At 35.1% G+C, this 21,606-nt stretch carries 18 protein-coding genes and 1 pseudogene; 5 read left to right on the forward strand and 14 right to left on the reverse strand.

Annotation, left to right across the window (positions count from 1 at the left end; genetic code table 11):
- Window positions 1-38: 38 nt before the first annotated feature.
- From F6K06_RS04010 to murI, 8 genes are all read right to left on the reverse strand, one after another.
- Entirely contained in the window at window positions 39-650 is a 612-nt protein-coding gene (locus F6K06_RS04010) for a hypothetical protein (RefSeq protein ID WP_124154655.1), read from the reverse strand.
- Between the two features lie 118 nt (window positions 651-768).
- Window positions 769-1,059 carry a hypothetical protein gene (locus F6K06_RS04015; RefSeq protein WP_124154656.1) on the reverse strand — a complete coding sequence of 97 codons (291 nt, stop codon included), beginning with the start codon at window positions 1,057-1,059 and terminating at the stop codon, window positions 769-771.
- A complete protein-coding gene (locus F6K06_RS33765; RefSeq protein WP_339379537.1) occupies window positions 1,056-1,223 on the reverse strand; it encodes a hypothetical protein in 168 nt (55 codons plus the stop codon). The genes F6K06_RS04015 and F6K06_RS33765 overlap by 4 nt, the downstream gene beginning before the upstream one ends.
- Window positions 1,224-1,313: 90 nt before the next feature.
- Window positions 1,314-1,667, reverse strand: coding sequence for a hypothetical protein (locus F6K06_RS33770; RefSeq protein ID WP_339379538.1), 354 nt, complete (start codon window positions 1,665-1,667; stop codon window positions 1,314-1,316).
- Between the two features lie 39 nt (window positions 1,668-1,706).
- Window positions 1,707-1,982: a hypothetical protein gene (locus F6K06_RS33775; RefSeq protein ID WP_339379539.1), complete on the reverse strand. Its 276-nt coding sequence runs from the start codon at window positions 1,980-1,982 to the stop codon at window positions 1,707-1,709.
- A gap of 92 nt (window positions 1,983-2,074) precedes the next feature.
- On the reverse strand, window positions 2,075-3,151 hold the full coding sequence (locus tag F6K06_RS04025) for an AAA family ATPase (RefSeq protein ID WP_124154657.1): 1,077 nt from the start codon (window positions 3,149-3,151) through the stop codon (window positions 2,075-2,077).
- A 675-nt stretch (window positions 3,152-3,826) separates the two neighbouring features.
- Complete coding sequence (locus F6K06_RS04030; protein WP_287239180.1) at window positions 3,827-5,191, reverse strand: spondin domain-containing protein; 1,365 nt, start codon at window positions 5,189-5,191, stop codon at window positions 3,827-3,829.
- 803 nt (window positions 5,192-5,994) lie between these two features.
- On the reverse strand, window positions 5,995-6,897 hold the full coding sequence (murI, locus tag F6K06_RS04035; RefSeq protein ID WP_124144649.1) for a glutamate racemase: 903 nt from the start codon (window positions 6,895-6,897) through the stop codon (window positions 5,995-5,997).
- A gap of 1,431 nt (window positions 6,898-8,328) precedes the next feature.
- On the opposite strand from murI, the gene F6K06_RS04040 reads away from it, so the two are divergent.
- Together F6K06_RS04040 and F6K06_RS04045 are read left to right on the forward strand one after the other, a co-directional pair.
- Complete coding sequence (locus F6K06_RS04040; RefSeq protein ID WP_287239176.1) at window positions 8,329-9,717, forward strand: ATP-binding protein; 1,389 nt, start codon at window positions 8,329-8,331, stop codon at window positions 9,715-9,717.
- A gap of 1,121 nt (window positions 9,718-10,838) precedes the next feature.
- Entirely contained in the window at window positions 10,839-11,174 is a 336-nt protein-coding gene (locus F6K06_RS04045) for a hypothetical protein (protein WP_124144647.1), read from the forward strand.
- A gap of 629 nt (window positions 11,175-11,803) precedes the next feature.
- Here the strand turns inward: F6K06_RS04045 and F6K06_RS04050 are convergent.
- Window positions 11,804-11,935: pseudogene (locus tag F6K06_RS04050) on the reverse strand (photosystem II q(b) protein); the annotation flags it as partial.
- 534 nt (window positions 11,936-12,469) lie between these two features.
- Entirely contained in the window at window positions 12,470-13,669 is a 1,200-nt protein-coding gene (lpxB, locus tag F6K06_RS04055; RefSeq protein WP_124146198.1) for a lipid-A-disaccharide synthase, read from the reverse strand.
- An 826-nt stretch (window positions 13,670-14,495) separates the two neighbouring features.
- On the opposite strand from lpxB, the gene F6K06_RS04060 reads away from it, so the two are divergent.
- A complete protein-coding gene (locus F6K06_RS04060; protein WP_275670412.1) occupies window positions 14,496-14,654 on the forward strand; it encodes a transposase in 159 nt (52 codons plus the stop codon).
- Window positions 14,655-14,791: 137 nt separating this feature from the next.
- Here the strand turns inward: F6K06_RS04060 and F6K06_RS04065 are convergent, their stop codons facing one another.
- The 4 genes from F6K06_RS04065 to F6K06_RS04080 form a co-directional block, all read right to left on the reverse strand.
- Window positions 14,792-15,052, reverse strand: coding sequence for a hypothetical protein (locus F6K06_RS04065; RefSeq protein ID WP_287241446.1), 261 nt, complete (start codon window positions 15,050-15,052; stop codon window positions 14,792-14,794).
- A 460-nt stretch (window positions 15,053-15,512) separates the two neighbouring features.
- Entirely contained in the window at window positions 15,513-16,340 is an 828-nt protein-coding gene (gene lpxA / locus F6K06_RS04070) for an acyl-ACP--UDP-N-acetylglucosamine O-acyltransferase (RefSeq protein WP_287241448.1), read from the reverse strand.
- 3 nt (window positions 16,341-16,343) lie between these two features.
- Window positions 16,344-16,868, reverse strand: coding sequence for a 3-hydroxyacyl-ACP dehydratase FabZ (gene fabZ / locus F6K06_RS04075; protein WP_287241449.1), 525 nt, complete (start codon window positions 16,866-16,868; stop codon window positions 16,344-16,346).
- Between the two features lie 388 nt (window positions 16,869-17,256).
- Window positions 17,257-18,237, reverse strand: coding sequence for a UDP-3-O-acyl-N-acetylglucosamine deacetylase (locus F6K06_RS04080; protein ID WP_287241451.1), 981 nt, complete (start codon window positions 18,235-18,237; stop codon window positions 17,257-17,259).
- Window positions 18,238-18,404: 167 nt separating this feature from the next.
- Here F6K06_RS04080 and F6K06_RS04085 point away from each other — a divergent pair, with 167 nt between their 5' ends.
- Window positions 18,405-19,388: a PstS family phosphate ABC transporter substrate-binding protein gene (locus F6K06_RS04085; protein ID WP_287241453.1), complete on the forward strand. Its 984-nt coding sequence runs from the start codon at window positions 18,405-18,407 to the stop codon at window positions 19,386-19,388.
- A 1,248-nt stretch (window positions 19,389-20,636) separates the two neighbouring features.
- Window positions 20,637-21,566 (forward strand): phosphate ABC transporter permease subunit PstC, encoded by a 930-nt coding sequence (pstC, locus tag F6K06_RS04090; protein WP_287241455.1) that lies wholly within the window; start codon window positions 20,637-20,639, stop codon window positions 21,564-21,566.
- Window positions 21,567-21,606 lie beyond the last annotated feature (40 nt).

Consider the following 21,606-nt stretch of genomic DNA (forward strand, 5'->3'; position numbering starts at 1 on the left):
CGCTCGCAATGACAGATTTCTTGTTTAGGTGTGTAGTTTTAGCCTTCCAGAATCCCCACAAGCACATCAACCAAAGCCTCCACATCCCCAGGAACTCTCAAAGAATCAATATTTTGCTGAATTAAACGTTGCTTTTTATCCAAAATACCAAATATCCAAAGTTCCCCCATAGTCACACAACCAAAAATTAAATCCTGCTCCGGTTCCCATTCAGATAATGCAATTAACTCCACAGCTAACTGCGTAAAACCCCGCGTCATATCCTCATGTTTTGCTTCAATTACTAACAGTTGAGAATTAGATTGTAGCAAGTAATCAAGATTACCCTTTAACCTTTCATTCACACTCAAAGGATATTCAATTCTGAGCTGACATTGACAGTAACGAGCAACCTCTAAAAGTACCGGAGCAATTAAAATTTCTCGCCGTGCTGCTTCACTACTCAAACTAACTAAAGGCAAAGTTTCCTCAATTCGCTGACGTAATTCTGACAAACGTTCCAGTTGCCGACTTGATGTAGGCAAAGATAATCTTGCTCTTTTGAAATTGTAGTCAAATTCAGCTAAAATATCCTCAGTTTCGTAGGGCAACTCAAAGTAAGAACGAAAAGTGTAAGATTTATTTGCCTGAAGAATAGAATGCTTAGACATAGGGAAGTTAAAAGTCAAAAGTCAAAAGTCAAAAGTAAGAATTAACCACATTAAAAAAATGATAACTCTGTAGGGACATTCCATGGAACGTCCCTGCCACATTATTACTATAATTTCATCAATTTTCACCTCCAAATCTAGCTAATAATTCGTCACGAGATAAGTGAGATAACTGTAAAATTGTCCTATTAAAATCTTCTTTTGGCAACTCCATAATCTGTTCAAGAATTACCTCTAGTTGGCTATCTAATTTGCCAAAGCGAAATATAAGCAAGCTTTCGAGCATTTCTTGATACCCTTTTTGTCTTCTTAGTTGTATATCTCGTTGTATACCTTGTTGTCTTCCTTCTTGTTTTTCCAACTGATTAACCTCTTCTAAAGCTTGAGCAAAAAGTGGTGATAATCTCATCTCTCTCCTCTAAATCTAGCTAATAATTCGTCACGAGATAAATTAGATAACTGTAAAATTAGCCTGTTCAAATCTTCTTTTTGCAACTCCATAATCTGTTCAATAATTACCTCTAGCTGGTCATCTAATTGGCCAAAGCGAAATACAAGTAAGTTTTCGATCATTTGTCGTATTCCTTGTTGTACACCTTGTTGTATTCCTTGTTGTACTCCTGACTGAGTAGCTTCTTCTAAACGTTGAGAAAAAAGTGGTGATCATCTCATAATTAACTCCCTATCTTCTGGATCTTTATCTGGATTTGCTTCTATATTACTCAGCAAATCTGCTAATAACAATAAAGCATTTTCTCGATGGATATTATCCTTGGGCAATGCTTTTAATTCATCAATGGCTTGAGACTGAACTTTTTCCCTACCTAATATTCTCAGCCACATTGTTTCTGGTCTTCTTGGTAATTGATGAATCACTACTATTGCTGTGCGGAAATATTCTCCTAAAAAGTAAATTTCCGAACACCAGTTTTCTTCATCTAATATAGCTCTAAATCCATCTAATATATTCTGGGAAGCTGTAGGAGTTAATATCCATAATTTAGGATAATCATTCATAGAAATACGAGTTTTATTTCGGTTCGCTTCCCGTTTAATTTATCCTTTAACTTCCAGTAATTTGAGAAGACAACTATCAATTTCATCAGGGGTTACAGGATTACGATAAGGTTCAAATAAAGCTGAAGTTGTAGCCAAGCGACCTAATAATCCTAATTCTTCTGGATTTCCTTGAAGTTGTGGTTGGGGTGAAAACCAAACATCTATTTGTCTGACTTCTCCTCGAACTTCACGAGGTGCTTTTACTTCCCCAATACTTGATAGTAATTCTTCTAAATATTGTTTGGCAAATTGGTCGTGGGGAAATATAGTCATTTCAGTTATTTCAGTTATTATAGGAGGGAATAGGGAATAGGGAATAGGGAATAGGGAATATTTGGAACTATATCTCATAGATTAAAGAAATACTATAGTTTTTTCCTTTCAAATAATTCATAACATTGATGCTTCACTTTACCAGGATAGCCACCACTTGTTTTAATAATCTCTGAAATCTCATCCTCACTAAACTTAATTCCTTGATATTCTTGCTCCAAAAAATTAGCCCGAAGGCGACTCTTAATAAAAGCACAAATAGTTTCCTCATTCCAAGGTTCTAGATATTCTTCAATACAAATATTTTTAAATGGAGAAGTTTTCTCCCCACTATCTGGAAATAAAATATCTAGTCTCTTAGAAGCAGCAACTACCAAACGTAAAGGAGGAACAATATCATTTGCTAAAGCGCGTAACTGACCACGAAGTTGATTGGTAAACCAGTCATAAATCATATTTTCTACCACATCAAGCAACAGTAAAATTCGATATTCCTTGATATTTCTTTTTAATTTATAACCGCTACACTTTTCAATACCAACTTCATCACAAAGAGCTGTATAAAAATCATTATCACTATGAATATGCTGCAAATCTATATCAATTGGCCTTCGAGGTTGCCTGAGATACTGAGTAGCTTTTTGAGCGATCGCCCTCAACAGAGAAGACTTTCCCACTCCACTATTGCCAATAATAGCAACACTACTACCACTATTAAGTACCTCAAAAATTCTATTAATTTCTCGCTCTCTATTAAAAAAGAGCTTTGGATTATCTATAATTCCTGTCAATGGAATAAATGGATTATAAACTTGTTGTTGAGATTCTGGTAAAACATCAAAATTGTTAAAAGTAGAAACTTTTTGTGGAAATTCTGTTAAAATATCAGGATGTTCTTTTCGAGTATACCAAGTTTCATATTCTCTTTTCAGCCAATTGAAGATTTCTTTAGATTTACCTTTTCTATCATGGTCTATATCTTTACAAATAATTTTTAATTGACGAAAAACTGCTTTTCTGTAATATTCAAATGTGTATTTAGAGTAATTACTAAGGAATTGCTCGCGAAATTTTTCTTCCGTCAAATTTTCATTTTTTATGTCAAATATCTTTAAAAAAAATTTTCTATCTTCACCCTTCAAATCAGCTTGGTTAGCAATAGTTCTCAAAAATTAATCCCACTGTTCAAAGTTCCCCATCAGCTCAATTAGTACTCTATCCTAATGTAGTATAACTAGAAAATGTACTTTGTAACAAAAGGGTAAATTATTTACTCCAAATTACCTCAAATTACCCCAAATTACTCCTAGCTAGAATTAGGGTAGAGCCAAAAAGTCTACCTGTACAGCCAAATAACAATTAGATATCCTGAAATTGTAGGTTGACTTTAGGAGCAAAAAAATCATGCAAAAATAATGTAACAAAAATAATTGCTTGTGGGTAAAAGATAACAACAACGGCAACCATTATATGTGTCTTAGATGTGGTAGAGAACGTTGTTTAAACAAGAGAAAATGGGGATTATATGGGCTATTGATTGTACTAAAAGCAGTTGTTTCTACCCTTTTCCTGGATTGAAATTTCGTGAATAAACAAGCATTAAATTCAGAGGTAAGTAGGTAGCTCTAATTAAAATAGGACTTACACAGTACAACGAATTTTAGTCATTGCGACCCACACAGAAGCCATCTCAAATCCTAATTTTTCGTACCTTATGCGTAAGTCCTGTAAAGGTAAAAAAAAATTGTAGGGGCAGGTTTAATTGAAAGCTTTAACTTAAGCGCGATCGAGTTCTAAAAACCTGCCCTCTAATTATTACTTATAAGTGTAGGTATAAATGGGAACTAAGCTCGCAAAACAAAGTCGTCTGCAGTTAAAGCAGGAAGTACATTAGCAAACTGAGCACCATTACCAAAACCTTCTGCAGCACCATTTGGATTATAGAACAAATTACCAGCTTCTGTACTGTGAACAATTAAAGCTGAAGAAGTAGCAGCAGCTTCGTCTGACTCAACCACATCAAATTCGCTGCTAATACTAAATCCTGCTCCAGCATCACTTTGGAGCGCAGCAAAAGTAGTCTTGTCAAGGAGTATCAAGTCTTGCCCTTGATTGAAATCAGTAATTGTATCTACACCTACATCATTCGCAGAAAATGTACTATTAGTGTTGAAGATAAAGCGGTCAATACTTGCACCACCAGTTAGAGTATCGTTACCAGCACCACCATTGATGCGATCGCGACCTTGACCACCATTTAAAATATCATCACCATTACCGCCAAGCATACGATCGTTCCCAATGCGACCTGCCAAAATATCATCGCCTTCACCACCTCTGAGCAGGTCGTTACCCCTACCACCAACTAACCAATCTCTTCCACCAAGACCATTTAAAGTATCATCACCTCCAAGACCGGAGAGAAAATCCTCTGTATCGGAACCGTTGAGAAGATTCTCACCAGAAGTATCGATCGTATTTTGTAAAACACTGATGCGGGCGATTTCATTACCTACACCATTATCTTCTGTGGTGAAATCAGCGTCAGGGCGTGCTTGTAAAATATTCCCTGGTGCGTCGCTAAGTTCTCGCACACTGCCAATAAAACCAGGGTGTAATAAAACAGTTCCATTTTCATCTACTCCTGTATCTGGAGCTTCTTGACCTAGCGCTGCTGTATTTGCAGGTTCTTCATCATTTACTTCTGTTCCTGCATCCCAGATATCTGTTCCATTAGCAACAAAATCTAGTCCTAAGAAATTTCCATTGTCATCAAAAATTTCAAACCTAGTAGGATTTCCATTACCAGTAAAGGCATCATTACTAGGCAGGATCATGGAAGCATAACTAAAGTAGCTACTGCTGTCAGCATTTTCATCCACAGTAAATTGGGCAACACCAATGTCTCCTTGGAAAAAATCCCTAAAATTGCTCCCCTCAACAACTGGTCCTTGAACTATTCCTTGAACAGTACCAGCTCCACTATCGTCAAATTCAGTAGATAAAGTAGTTGTAAATTCACCTGTTGGTTCAATAATAGCATCTTCAGCTAACCTTTCCAAACCGGGAGTAGCAGCTTCACTTGGATTTGAATTAAAAAGGTCAAAGTCTCCATCATGAAATCCCACCCACATCTCGGAGAAGAATATACTACTATCTGCATCTGTTCCAGAAGCGACATTCTGAACTAAAACTGTAATATCAGCCATAAATTTTTTTCCTTAGTAATGACCATATTGATGCACAAGAGTTTAGCATAACAAATACAATTTGTGAATAGATAGGATATATTTATGCCTATATTTTGATACATATAAACTAATTGAACTTGATTAAAATCAACTAATTAAGGCTCAATTGAAATGGAACAAAATAAAAATAATATCTAAAAAAATCAAATTAATCTAGTTTCTACTAAAAAAAATATTTGACGCTGTTGAATACAATGTAAGTCTCAGAACGGCACCAAATCATAGCAAATCTCAAAAACTTTTCTATGTTTTCTTGAGTGGGGCAGTGGGGAAGATGGGGAGATGGGGAGATGGAGAGTGGGAGTAGTAAACATAAGAATAATATACACTTACTGGCTAATAATAGCTATGAACGTCATTGAATCTTACTAATTACTGAATCATTGAAGTTTTGCATAAGTATAGAATTCTTTTTGAGGAGTGCGATAAAAAGGATATTTTAACGCTTGCTATATAACAATCCTAAATGATTTGTAAAAAATCTAAGGATATATAAAAACTCTGAAACTTTTACCCCTGTCCCCTAAATTCAAAGATATTTTTACCCGCAACTGAAATAGGATTGCTATAGCAAGGAACAAGTTGGTTAGGAAATAGACTGATGATCAAACCTAGAAATTCTTTTTCCACTGTTGCCTGTTCCCTCACACCGAGTGCGCTACCAGATGCTAGATTGGCTTGCGAATGCGCCCACAGGTGGCGCTTTGTTCAGACCTCTGTCGCACCCCGCGGTGTCGCACCGCTGTTCCCTGCTATATGAATCAAGCGACAGATTCAGATTTAACTGTTACTCTTTCCACTTCTAAACAAACTTGCTCTACTATCGGAGTAAAACCCAGGAATAGCTGCACCTTTTTTGCAAATTCTTCTGGGTTACCACTGACATAGAAGTTAGTACAGTGTGGAGGGCGATCGCTTGATATCCCCAAACGTTGAAGTTCCCTAGCAGCAGTGCTAACAACAGCAATGGCAGGGTCTACTACCTGTACTGAATTGCCTAAAATTTGTCTAAATAAATGAAGTAGATGGGGGTAGTGGGTACAACCTAAGATCAGGGTATCTATCTGTTGTGCCATTAGGGGTTTAAGATATTGTCGCACTACCTCAAAAGTATACACATCATTAATGCGGCCTTGTTCAATTAATGGTACTAAAGCAGGTGCTCCTACTTGAAATACTAAAACTGAAGGATCTAATTTAAGAATAGTATTTAGATAAGCATTGCTGTTGACTGTCTGTCGAGTGGCGATGACACCTATTTTTTTGTTCCCTCTGTTGACAACTGTATTTGCACCAGGTTCAATCATACCAATAATGGGAAAATTGTATTCAACTGCTACTCGATCTATTGCTGCAGCAGTAGCAGTATTGCAGGCAACGATCACCATTTTTACACCCTGATGTTGCATCCATGTTAGCACTTGACGTACAAATAGTACGATTTCTGCCTGAGATTTTGTACCATAGGGGAGTCGTGCTGTATCAGCAAAATATATAAAGGTCTCTCTGGAGAGTTGGCGATATGATTCTTTTAAGACACCAATTCCACCCACACCACTATCAAAGATGCCAATTGGATATCTTTGTAGTTGTCTAGATTGAGTTTGCCCTGGGTAAGAGGTAATATATTTACCCTTATTAAATTGATAAAAAATATTTGTCATCGTTACAATAGAATTGACAAAAAATAGTAGGTTTGGAGCCAAACCTTGCTAAATAGGAATAAATTAGGGTTAGCATCTATGATTTGCTGCTGACCCTTTACCTTTAAGCACTATAGTGTTGATCGAAACCGGATTTAGTATGAATCTTAAATCTAATTATTGAGATTACTCGTCCTGGTCAAAAGTTTTTTTAAAAAAGTCACAAGTCAATTTAGAGGTATTCCTCATGGAAAACACAAGGGCAAAAATTTTATTTATAGTAATAGACAGCTAGGTTAGGACTTATGCTGATGATGATCCGAATGTTTTCCCGCTGTTCCCAGATCCGGTGTTCACTACTTATATAGTTAAAGATAGGGAGATGGGGAAATGGGGAGATGGGAGCATTTTTCTACTTGTTTGGTGCGCGTTCCCTTCTCTTGGTCGGCGTTCCCATGGCAAAGACACCGTTCCCTACGGTCCCGGAACGGGAACGCCGGGTTCCGACAGCTTGCGCTTAAGGGCGGCACGGGGTTGCATCCGCTTTTTCCCCTATTCTCGTTCCTGAATTTCCTGACTTTACCAGGACTGAATTCTGAGTTTTATGCCAAAAGCACATACCGCGTGCAAAGATATCAAATGGGTTCTACTAAGAAGTATTTGATTTAGCTCTGTAAATAAGGAATTTTACTCTATTTTATGAATTAAGTAACTCTCAAGCATTTTATTAATAATCAATATTCTTTAGCTAATAATTTTGATTGATATTCACAGATGTCTAATACTTTTTTATTTAAAATTGCTATAAATGGTTTGAAGTTATCATCTATCAATAAATTTTTATGCATAATTATATAGAGATAAATAGCCCAAAATAATTTGATAAAAATTCAGATAAAGATTATTTTCAGGCAAAGAAAAAGTTAAGGAGATGATGAAAACTATAAAGAAATTTATAGATTTTATATGTTAGTTTAGTATAAATACTTAAGTTGAAGTAAAATGGAAAAATAAATAGTTTTTAATTGTTGTAAAATATGTTTATATTTGTCTTTTGCGAATTCAAGAATCTTGGCAATTAACTCTTCAATAAATAGGCAAAGGTATATTTGATTGGAACATCAAGACAAACGAAATATTTTATTCAACAAACTGAAAAGCAATTTATAAGACCTTCTGACAAATAAATTGTCTACTGATTTTTAAGCTTATAGAGATTAGTAATGTTAAACAGGTTTGGGAGTAAACTCAGGTGCTTCATCCTCAATTAGTAATGCTTTTATTGCATAAAATTAAATTTATTTAAAAAAATTGGTATGATAAAACCATCAATATTTATCAGTTATTACTTCATCTGGAACTGTATTTTAAGTCACTCGGTATCTTAGCTAAAAAGATTTAAGAACAAATTACTCAAACTTTACAATAGTCATTAATTATTCTTTATTACCTATGTTTTCTTACTTAAATAACCATCTTGATTTAGGTTCCACTGTAAAAGATTTACAACTTCATAGTATCCGGGTTGAAATTGATACATCAGGAATTAGTTTAGCTAAAGTTTTTGAAGAAAATCCCCTACTTCCAGGTATTATTTTAACAAAATCTGGTAAATTCATTGGTATGATTTCTCAACAGCAATTTCTCAAAACGTTGAGTCGCCAATATGGAAGAGAAATTTTTTTAAATCGTTCCGTTAAGGTCTTATACGACTTTATTAAGTCTGAATTATTAATCTTCTCAGGAGATACACCTATTGTAGATGCTGCTGATAAAGCAGTAAAGAGACCTCAAGAATTTATTTATGAACCAGTTATTGTAGAAAATTCTCCAGAAGATTATCAAGTTTTAGAAACTCAAAAATTACTTATTGCTCAATCTTATATTCATCAACTTGCTAAAGATTTATTACAGAAACAAACTCAAGCACAACTAATTCAAACTGAGAAACTTGTAATGTTAGGACAAATGGTAGCAGGTTTAGCCCACGAACTGAGAAATCCAATTAATTGTGTGGTAGGTAATTCTAAGTTTATGTCTGGTTATTATCAAGACTTTCTTAAATTGATTAATACTTATGAGAAAAATATTCCTGAACCAATAAAAGAAGTTGAAGATTTAAAAGAAGATATTGATTTTGAATTTGTCAAACATGATTACTTGGAGATGATGAATAGTATAGAAATTTCGGCTGACCGGATGATGCAATTGGTTAGTAGTCTCCGCAATTTTTCTCACATGGAAGGTACTAAACGCAAAGAAACAAATATTAATGAATGTTTAGATGGTACTCTATTAATTTTAAAGAATCGTTGGAAGGTTAGTGGAGTTGAAATTATTAAAAATTATGGGGATTTACCGTTGATTTTGTGTCATTCTGGTCAAATTAGTCAAGTGTTTATGAATTTGATTACGAATGCTCTTGATGCTCTAGAAGAGTATCAAGAAAAAGAAACTGATAGTAGACCAGGTAAAATATGGATTCATACTAAAGCTAAAGATTTATCTGAAAATACAGATCAAAATGTGGATAAATCTGCTCATGACATAGAATTAAATTCTAATTATCAGATGAAAGGTAATGTAACTTCTACTGAAGATTCTAAAGAAATTTATGGTTGGCTCTCAATTCGTATCGTTGATAATGGTCTTGGTATTGCCTACGAAATTCAAAAGCAAATTTTTGATAGATTTTTTACTACAAAACCTGTAGGTAAAGGTACTGGTTTAGGACTGGCAATTAGTTATCAAATTGTTGTTGATAACCATCAGGGAAAATTACATATTAACTCAACTCCAGGAGTAGGAACTGAATTTGAAATATTGTTGCCTATAAAGTAAAACTTATGAGGTTAATTAGTTGTTTTTTATTTAGCAAAAAATTTGAACGTATATCAATTCAGTTATCAGATAGCCTCCTTTGGAGGAACTGTGCTAACAGTTATCAGTACCTCCTGTAATAGAGAGGCAATAAGATGCAAAAATTTTCTTTCTCTTGGTGGATTGGATATGGTGTTAGCGGAGCTGCTCTGCAAGAGCGGGTTTCCTTGCCATCCCACCCTTCGGGAAACTCCGAAAATCGACCGCTTTTTATTTCCTTAAAAGGGTAAGCAAGAGAAATGATTATTTTTGTCTATAGCGGCCGCTCAAAATTATCTTTTATATCTAGCATTCAAGGTAACTTAAAAACTTCTTTGAAAATTATATATAGTAGAAGGAAGAAGGAAGAAAGTTAATTAGGGCTTGCTGAATAAATCTAAAAGCATTGATATATAAAGACAAGTGCCTTTTTGGGGCCTTTAAAAAGTGTACCTGTTTCAGTCTAAAACGCTCAAAAAGCTAGTATTTTGGGACGATTATGGCAGAAAAATCAAGGGACAATTCTTACGCCTACCTCCTCACTCATTCCCATTTCTCCTGTCTCCTGTCTCCTGTCTCCTGTCTCCTACCCCTACTAAAAGACTTTTGAGCGCAAACCCTAATTATTAATATTCTGTTGTTTTAGATATTTCATAAGTCAAGAGTAGTAATGGCAGTTGCTATAGAAGTCTTTAATATACGGTTGTATGAAAATATATTAATTAATGATAAGACAGCTTAATTTAAGAAAGAATTTTAGATTTTTTCGTGTATATTAAAAAGTGTTTTCTGACGAATCGCTTTATAACTTAAAAATTCCCCAAAAACCTTGTTATGTAATGATTGTAGCTATTGGATGGCAAAAATGCTGGGAATTATTGCTCTGTCTAGGTTAGAGTGATTTTTTCCCTTTATTTAGCGACAACTCTATTATTTATCTACACTAATACCTTGTTTATCTACACTAATACCTTGACATCCATTGCTAGCCTTGGCTATTATGCAAATTGTAGGTAAAATGAGGCTATCAGCCTTCTTCACTAGTAAATTGAGAAACTGAATCTATCTGAGCCAAGTCACTCAATTATTAAGGAGAAATAAAAATGAATATTCAAGAAATAGTTATTCAGCAAATCTGCGAGGAGTTTAAAATCGATCCCAATAACCATAATCAGCAACTTTCAGTAGAAAACCTCAAAGAAATTATCAGATGTACAACAAATAAAATGCTGATGGCACATTTTCAAATTTTACTAGATAACTATCTTGAAAATACTGATACAAATTCTGCTTTAAATCAACTCAGTATTTTCGCAAATATAGCATCTGAAAATGATGCTAATGAAATTAAATATTTAAATGGCTTTCACGATATAGGCAAACAAATTGCAAATATTGAAGTTAGATTTCTAGAAAGCACTCTTGGTTTAAGCACTTAGTTCTAATGATTAAATAATTTATTTGAGCTTGAGGAAGGAAGAAGGAACAAGGAAAAAAAAGTGTATTAGAATAAGTCTTTTACAAGCCACTCCGCATCTACCCCAAGCAATTCTAGACATCATGTAGGCAGTGGGGAATTAAACCCATAAAGAACAAAGATAAACAAATTTTACAATAATCTTTTTTTAACAAACTTTCAATAAATTTATCTCACTCATTTTAATGAAGTTAATTACTCGCAAAAAAACTACTGAATAAATAGAGCAAGAATTAATTAAATTTCATTTTATAGTGGAGGTAAAAAACAAAACAAATCAGAAATTGTGGCTTTTAAAAAAAACTAGCAAATTCAGCATATTTCCTCACATTAGGAGGTTGAAAAGCTAAAAAAATTTACTACTAAACTACTAAGAACACCTTAAGCCATTAATTCTGAATTAACCTCTGTTTTAGTTTAAACACTATAGTTTGAACTTTGTCTACCTGGTGTTTTTGCGCAAGTCATGTGATATTTGATAGAGGGGATTTTGAAAAAGGCGATCATGTTACCCATCGCTCATTAAACTTTTAAGCAAAAAAAAAGCCCTCCAAATAGAGGACTTTTTTAATTCAATCAATCAACTAGAAATTAACCATTGATAGAAGGAGCTTCTACAGCAGCCAAATCTAGAGGGAAGTTGTGAGCATTACGCTCGTGCATTACTTCCATTCCTAAGTTAGCCCGGTTAATGATGTCTGCCCAAGTATTTACCGTTCTGCCCAACTATGCGCCTAAAATACGCTCCATGCATGAGCGTGAAGAGCTGAAACAGGCGCACTTTTTTCGTTCCCAAAAAGGCACTTGTCTTTATATGTCAATGCTTTTATATTTAATCAGCAAGCCCTATTTAGCTTTATAGCTATTTATAACTATTCAACCAGACATAATATATACCAGAAGGAAGAAGGAAGAAGGAAGAAGGAGGAAGGCTATTAAGCAAAAAAAAACCTAAATTTCCTGTAGATATTCACCCTTGAATTTACACAAACTATACTAACGGACATGATATTAATTATGAAGAACTATTTGCTCAAATTCTCTTCTACAAATAATTATCTTTTCTGTGCCGGGTTTAATATCAAATCCATTTAATTCGGTATAAAAACATTCTCCATCTTCACGGCATTGCTGAGGGGCGGGATGAATATCAGTGGGATGTGTATCCTGCCTGCGGTGAAAATATAAGGAACGGGTAAGATGCCCATTCCACAAAACACAAAACTATAATTGCCTTTAATTGTCTCAAAAATATCTTTATTTTCCGCTCAAAACTGAATCTAAAATTGCTTGAGCTGCACGACTACAAACTCCTTCTTTTCCCAAAGCATGACGCATTTCCTGATAATTTACTATCATTTTTTCTCGGCACTGAGAATTTAATAGAAGTTCCAAAGCTTCAGAAACAATTTTTTCAGGAGTAGCATTTTCTTGAAACAATTCTGGCACAATAGCTTTCATTTGTACCAAATTTGGTGGCGACATAAATGGAATTGAAAATCTCAAAATATTCCTAGCAATCCAAACAGTTATTGGATTAACTTTATAAACTACTACTTGCGGTACATTTAGCAAAGCTATTTCCAAATTTACAGTACCAGATTTAGCGATCGCTAAGTCGGCTGCAGCCAGAATTTCTAAATTTTTACTTTCTTGTATTTCTTGATTATTTTGTGGCAGAGATGGATAAATTTTTGCCTGTAGTTGATACTTCTTAATTGCCTCTTCAATAGGATGACGATAACTTTCTAAAGAAAGAGGAATTAGAAAATGAACTTGAGGTAATTTTTCCTGAATTATTTGTGCTGCTCGAAATATTACTGGCATTAAATATTTAATTTCTTGTCGTCGAGATGCTGGTAATAAAGCGATCGCTATTGTATCTGATTTTATGCCCAAATTATGACGTGCTTTTTTCCGACTAGGAGCTATTTTTATTCTGTCAATTATGGGATGACCTACCCAAGTAACTTTAGCTCCTTTTTGTCGAAAATAATTTGCTTCTTCCGGAAAAATTGCCAAAATTTTGTTTGCTAAATTTACTATTTTATTTGTTTTACCCTTTCCCAGAGACCAAACCCATTCTTGAGGAGCAATGTACCAAATAATCGGTAAATTCGGCCAGGTTTTACGGATATAATTACCAATACTAATATTAGGTCCCATGTAGTCAATCAAAACAACTATATCAGGGGATTCGTTATGTAAATATTCCTTTGCTTTTTGTTGTAATTTCAGAGTAGGAAAAACGAAAGGCAAAGACTCAATAATTCCGACAGCACCAATTTTTGTTGTATTTCCTAATAAAGTAGCACCAGCAGCAGCCATTCTATCGCCCCCCAAGGCGACAATATCTAAATTTAAACCTTGAAGTTGAGCTTGACGGTAGAGTGCTTCAACTAATAGAGACCCTTGTAAATCTCCAGAAACTTCACCTGTACTAATAAAAATTTTCATAAGACATGGGGGACTGGTTATTTCAGTTGTCAGTTATCAGTTATCAGCAAAAGAGGTGCAAATATAAAAATTCAAACCTCAGTTACTTCATTCCAACTGAAATAAACTATATACCAATCGAAGCAAAAATTAAGACATTTCTAGATAATTGAACTCAATCATAGATTATTTTTGACTTTTGCTTTGTCCATAGCGCAACAAGACTTTTAAATAATAGTATATTAATTAAAATTATAATTAATTGATTAAAATATTGATAATTTAAATTGATTTTGACAAAAAAAGTTCAAATGAGCTATCGAAAGCCAAATTTGAGGGAAAAATTGCGATTTCGCGCCTATATGAGCAATCTTTTCATAAACGCTACAAGTCTTGATATGCAATAAATACAGGATTTTTGCCGCTCGGTCAATTTTGATGTATATTGAGTACAAGTCTGTAGCTCTGCGTAGGTGCTCATTAAAATGATTTGAAATATTATTCATAGTAGAGCAGTTAAAGCAAATGTCGCAAAAGAACCTGAACAAGTTACACAAAAAAATTAGGGGTTGCACATTATGGAATGATATTGCCAAAAATTTGTTTAGACTTTGACTAAAAATAACCATTAATTAATCATTCTGACAATTGATTAATCCACAATCCAATTCAATCAAAAATCTCAAATCATTCGTCGCTGTGCAACGCCAAAAATTAAGCATTGTATAAATGCGGGATGATTTTAATAGTTTTGTGGAAGTGGAAGTGGAATGGGCATCTTGCCCGTTCCTAATATTTTCACTGCAGGCAAGGACAGGCAGGATGCCTGCCCCCACTTATCACTTATATTCATCCCGCCCCTCAGCAATGCCAAAAATTAAGGTTAGCCCAAAAACTACTTTCTCGTAAAACCAAAGGATCTAATAACTATCACAAAGCAAGGGTCAAAGTAGCTAGGATACACGCAAAAATCAAAGATTTAAGGCTTGACTATACTCAACTGTAAGGCCGGAAGGGAATAAATCTTGGAAGGCAGGTGCATTGTTAGCGCAACTCCTCTCTCTGTAAAGAGGCAGCAGAAAACCCCTACCAGCAATGGAGCGGGAATCCCGAGCTGTCTCCTAGAGGAGCGTCGGGAGGATGTCAATCCAACTTAAAGAGACTATAATTCTTGATATAAAACGACAAATCTTGCCTCTTTTCCATAGCATTACTAAGAGCTTCAGATAAATTTACGTCTTTGTCTCTATCTATAATACCGATTATAATAATTCTCGGTTGAGGAGCTGTCTCTTGTTTAGTCTTGGGTGAACATTCTCCTTTGTACTTTCCTAAGTTCAAAGTGTATCCTGGTTTGTCTTTGAGGTCGTGCTTTTCTAGAGCCTCCTGCAACCATTCATCCAACTTGCCAGCTCTAATTTTGGATCTCTCGAAGCTAAGTGCTACAACACAGATTGTCTAAGAAAAATAAGAGTTCTGCTAACTACGAGAAAGCAAGGATTAAAGTAGAGAAACAGCAAAATCATATTGCATTCAAACGCAAAGACTATCAGTTCAAATTAGCCCATAAATTATGTGACATGGCTGAGACTATCTTTGTGGAAGACATATCCAAGTTGATATTCTTTTAACCCCAACCACCCTTTGGCTTCTCCGTAAAAAACCTCTATCCAATTTCTATTTGAGTAAGTATTTACTATTCACTCAGATGTCACTTTTGAATTCTCAACATTTTTTCTTCATTTACTTGTGTAAGTCCCAATAGACAATTTAATAGAAATGATAGACATAATTGAAAAAGTTTGGGAAGTATTGCTTTGTATCAGTTGGAGCAATTTTTTCCCTCTATTTAACAAAAACTCTATTAACGATCAATCTCTTCTAACCTTGCTCCCTTAGACATTTTTCCCGGCATCGGTCCACGACGTTTAGACTCAAGAGACATACTTAAAAAAGAATACAATTTTTGAATATACTTGTTATGAGAATCTAACTCTAATTCTGCTAAAGCTTCAGTCAGAGACCTACCAGAACGATAGAGAGTTCGGAAAGCCTTCTTCAATATTGCTAAATCTGCACTTGTCAAACCTGCACGCTTTAATCCTAACAAATTAAGCGATCGCACCAAACAAGGATGACCTTCCACCAACATAAACGGTGGTACATCTTTAACTATACGACTCATACCGCCCACCATTGCCATTTTGCCAATATGAACAAATTGATGAATGCCCAAGACTCCACCAATTACAGCTTTAGACTCAATTTTGACATGACCTGCTAAAGACACAGCATTAGCTATGACCACAGAATCTTCAATAATACAATTGTGCGCCACATGGACATAAGCCATCAGTAAATTGTCATTACCAATAACAGTACTCTCACCTGCATAAGTAGCGCGATTAACTGTAACGTATTCCCTGATTTTGTTATTGTTGCCAATTTTTACCCAACTTGGAGCACCCGCATATTTTAAATCTTGTGGTTCTATACCAATAGCTGCTCCAGGAAAAATTCGATTACCAGAGCCAATTTCTGTTGGCCCTTCAATCACGACATGAGCACCAATGGTAGTTCCCGCACCTACCTTGACCTGTTCCTCTATTACAGCATAAGGACCCACTTGTACAGTGGGATGTAATTCGGCACTTTCAGCTATAACAGCTGTTGGGTGAATCAGAGTAGGCATACTTCAATCCATTATTGAAAACATCAAATTTCCTTCTGCGGCTTTTTGACCATCTACTTCTGCAAGACCTTGCACTTTGCCAAACCTGCCACCTTTAACAGATAATAATTCTGTCTTTAATATTAGCTGGTCTCCTGGAACTACTGGACGACGAAACTTTACCTTATCCATACCTGCAAAGACAAATAATCCTTTCTGAAGCTCTGGCATTTGAGCAAAGACTATGCCTGCAACTTGAGCCATTGCTTCTATGATTAATACCCCTGGCATAATTGGTCGTCCAGGAAAATGTCCTTGAAAATGGGGTTCATTAAATGTGACATTTTTAATACCTACTGCTCTTTCTCCTGGTATATATTCTATGATGCGGTCTACTAAAGCAAAAGGGTATCGATGGGGTAATATTTTGTGAATCTCTTCAATAGTCAGAATATTTGCCCCAGTAGTGGCAGTATCCTGATTTTGCGGAGTTGAAGAATTTTCTGTGGTTTGTGCTGAATCTGTTGTAGTTTTTTCAGAGATTGACATTATGTACAGTTCTTGATTGGCAGTCTTGATTTTACCATTAGACATCTGCGAAAAAGATATAGACTTTTTGCAAGAGTAGGGAATAGGGAATAGGGAACAGGGAATAGGGAATAGATTTTTATGGCCAAAGATTACGAAAAATGATTTTATTACAGCGCTTTTAATTTAAGTAGACTACAAAATTCTTTTGGTGCGCGGGAGTAGTAAGTAGGGAATAGGAGAATGCTTTGGGCACTGTAGTCTATCTATTTGAAAATATAAGTGACTGTTACAACTCTAGCTTATGTTAAATAAAGAGCAAGTTTATTTTCTGGAGATATTTATTAGTCAAAAGTAATCCTGACTTTAAATTTTTAGCTTATAGTTCATACAATCTAAGACCTACGACCTACGACCTAAAATTAGTCTTACTTACAAATAACTCGGAAATTTTTTGAGCTAATTGGATATGTAATTTATGGCTAGCTTTGTAAGCCAGATAATGAGCTTGAGGAAAACTGCCTAATAAACTCAAATCACCTACTAAGTCCAAGAGTTTATGACGTACAGGTTCATTTTCAAATCTTAAGGGTGGATTTAACCATCCCGACTTATTACAAACTAGAGCATTATCTAGACTACCACCTTTAATTAAACCAGCTTCTCGTAATTGGTCAATTTGATGTGCTAAGGCAAATGTACGAGCTGGGGCAATAAACTCAGCAAAACTTTCTGTTTCTGGAGACCAACTATGCCATTGATTACCAATAGCTGGTAGATTAAAATCTATTCCGTAAGTAAACCGAGTTTCTGGACTAGGTAAGGCAGCAACAAAAGCATCATCTTGGTTTATCCAAATTGGTCGATCGATCAAATTTTCGGTCCTTAGTTTTGGGTTAAGAATGTGCTTTATTGGCTGTGGGCGATAAGTATTGTTAATATTTTTTTGCCCCATCTCCCCATCTCCCCATCTCCCCATCCCCCCATCTCCCCATCTCCCCATCTCCCCATCTCCCTCCTCTGGTTGAGCAACTAATCCTACAGAAGCGATCGCTTCTACCCAGACTTTAGCCGAGCCATCCAACAGAGGCACCTCGGGGCCATCAATTTCAATTCGAGCATTATCTATTCCCATTCCAGCCAAAGCAGCTAACAAATGTTCTACAGTACGAATACGAATATTTTCAATACCAAATTCAGTAGAGAGAGTAGTAGAAACTACAAAGTTTATTAGAGCTGGAATACTAGGAGTCTCAGGTAAGTCAACTCTAACAAAATATCTACCTGAATTTTTGGGGGCAGGTATAACTTTAATATGAGATTTAATACCGCTATGTAGACCTACTCCCCACTGTGAAAATTCTGCTGCCAAAGTATATTGGTTATCCATATTTTTGTCATAATTATTGTTAGCTATTAAACTTTACTTAAACTTTACTTAAACTTTACTTATTCTCAAAGAATTATCATAATACTCTGAATAACAATTATTATTTTTAAATTATATAAGTGTTTAATTGTCTAGATATCCGATCAAAACTCTAGGAAAACAAGAGTATGGTAACTACCAAAATAAAGAATTTGAAGCTCAATAAGCGGAAATTAGCTAGTGTCTTTGTTCTAGTAGCTACAACATTAGCTACAACTATTTCTTTAGTTAGGTCTCAAAGTCCATCTACAATTAAAGTGGATGGTTCTAGCACAGTTTACCCTATTACTGAAGCAGTAGCAGAAGAATTTCAAAAACAGAAAAGAGGTTTTATGCGGGTAACGGTTGGAATTTCTGGAACAGGAGGAGGCTTTCAAAAATTTTGTTCTCAAGAAGATTCCGTTAGAACAGATATTTCTGATGCTTCCAGAATTATTCAACCATCTGAAATAGAAAAATGTAAAGCTGCAGGAATTGAATTTATTGAACTACCTATTGCTTATGATGCTATTACTGTAGTTGTTAATACTGAAAACTTGGTTGATACTATGACTGTGGAGGAACTAAAAAAAATGTGGGCACCTGAGGCTCAAGGTAAAGTTATGAGATGGAATCAGGTAAACTCTAATTGGCCTGATGCAGAATTGAGAATGTATGGACCAGGTGCAGATTCAGGTACATTTGACTATTTTACTCATGAAATAGTTGGTAAGTCTAAGGCTAGCCGTTCTGATTATACGCCTAGTGAAGATGATAATGTTTTGGTTCAAGGTGTTGCTAATGACTCTAATGCTATTGCTTATTTTGGCTATTCTTATTATGAAGCGAACCGAGACTTACTAAAAGCAATAGCTATAGACAATGGTAATGGACCTGTTAAACCTTCATTGGAAACAGTGCGAGATGGAGAATATCAACCTCTGGCTAGACGAATTTTTATTTATGTTAATGCTAAAGCTACAGAGCGTCCTGAAGTTAAAGAGTTTGTTGAATTCTATCTCAAGAATGCTCCTCAGTTAGTTAAAGAAGTAAATTCTGTACCTCTTTCGGAACGAGAATATCAGCGAGTAATGGAACGTTTTAAAAATCGTGTTATTGGGAGTGGTAGTTAAGTTTTAAATTTGATAATGAGGCATTTAAGCATTTTTAAGTAGAATAATTATTCTATTTTTAAGACCAAACTAGAATCAAGTGGCTAAACATATTTTATGATGTAAGTTTATGCTAAAAATTAGATAAATTATCGGCTAATGTCTAAGCATAAATTTTATGTAAGGCTGTACAGAATTATGAAATTTATTCACTTGTTTGTCTAGAGCTACAGTCAACTCTGATTAAATTATTATTATCTGCAAATTAATATTAATTTGGCATAAGCAGCAATTTTTATTTTTTATTGCTAGTAAGCATTTAAGATTCAGTCGTATAGCAGGTAAGCATTTCCTGCGGAATGCTGCGCAAACAGCTATTAGCTGTCAGCTATCAGCAACAATACTCTCTCCTTAAGGACAGTATTTAAATTCAAATAGACTTGAAGGACAAAGGAGCCAACTTTTCTAGTAAGAAAATTAATAAAGTTTTTATAGTAAACTAAAATCAATAGCTGACGGCTGAATGCTTACTATAGCATAAGGAAGAAGAAAGAACCGAAATGGGAAAAATCTGGCACTGTCTTAGTTTTAAGCTCTTGGTATGTTCTAACCTTTTCTTCAACTGTTATATAAGTAAGTTTTGAGAGAATAAGACAGAACTAAAAGTATTAATAAAATTATATCAGCTAACTTTAGCTATGTAACGAATCCTCACCCTAATTTATTTTTATACCAATTCCCATACATTAATGCTTAACAAGGTAAGTGTCTTTTTAGGTCTGAAATACCTTGGTTTTCAGCTCTTGGTGCTCAAAAAGTTAGCATTTCTGGTGCATAGTTGGGCCAAAAAAAATTATTCCCCTACTCCCCCGCTCCCCTACTCCTTAAAAAAGACTTTTTCAGCAAACCCTAACTACTCTCTACTCCCCTACTCCCCCACTCCCCTGCTCCCCTACTCCTAAAAAAGACTTTTTCAGCAAACCCTAAATATTCTTTGACGACAAAGAATTAGCCCTACCCTTTTCGGAGGGGCGATCAAAATAATTGGGTCGCGCAACCCTGCCTTTTAAGGGGAAATATTTTTGGAGCGAAGCTCAAATCCCCTACTTCCCCTCCTGGGAGGAATAGGGGTGGGTTAACTTCTGACTTCTGACTTCTGACTTCATTAAGGCTGGGTTCCCTACTCAATAGCCAAGTTGAAAAGTTTTTGAGAAATGGTATAACTACTGAATGCTAACCATTATTATTTACTTAATTCCTGAGTATTGAATGAGAAATAAACTTTTAAAAGTAATAAAATCACCAAAATTTTCACCAAGATTAGTTCAAAATACACGAGAAAAAATAATTGAATATATTTTATTTTTAGCAGCTTTTTCCTCTGTAGCAACTACAATAGCAATTCTGTTTATCTTAGTCAGAGAATCAGTTTTATTTTTTCAAGAAATATCTATCTTAGACTTCTTAACAAGTACACAATGGACTCCCTTATTTCAAAATCCACAATATGGAATTTTACCTTTAGTTTCAGGAACCTTAGTAACTTCAATTGTTGCTTTAATGATAGCTATTCCACTAGGCACTATAGCAGGAATTTATCTGAGTGAATTTTCACCCATAAAATTTAGAGAAACTCTCAAACCTTTCTTGGAATTATTGGCTGCTATTCCCACAGTAGTTTATGGTTATTTTGCACTCTTATATGTCACTCCATTCTTACAAAAAATATTTCCAAATTTGCCGACTTTTAATATGTTGAGTGCAGGATTAGTAATAGGGATAATGATTATTCCATTTATTAGTTCTATAAGTGAAGATGCCATGCGTTCTGTTCCAGTAGATTTACGAGAAGGCTCTTTTGCTATGGGAGCAACTAGGTTTCAAACATCATTATTCGTTGTATTTCCGGCTGCTATTTCTGGTATTTCTTCTGCTTATATTCTGGGAGCTTCCCGTGCAGTAGGAGAAACAATGATTGTTGCTATTGCCGCTGGTTTACAGCCTAATTTTACTTTGAATCCCACAGACCAAGCTGCTACTATTACAGCATATATTGTGCAGGTTAGTCTTGGTGATTTACCTCATGGTACTTTAGCTTATCAAACAATTTTTGCTGCTGGTCTAACTTTAGTATTGATAACTTTAATATTAAATATAATCGGTAATTTTCTAGCTAAACATTATCGCGAAATATATTAAAAGAAGGAAGAGGGAAGAAGGAAGAGGGAAGAAGGAAGTA

It is taken from the genome of Okeania sp. SIO1H4, assembly GCF_010672695.1.
GTDB lineage: Bacteria > Cyanobacteriota > Cyanobacteriia > Cyanobacteriales > Microcoleaceae > Okeania > Okeania hirsuta.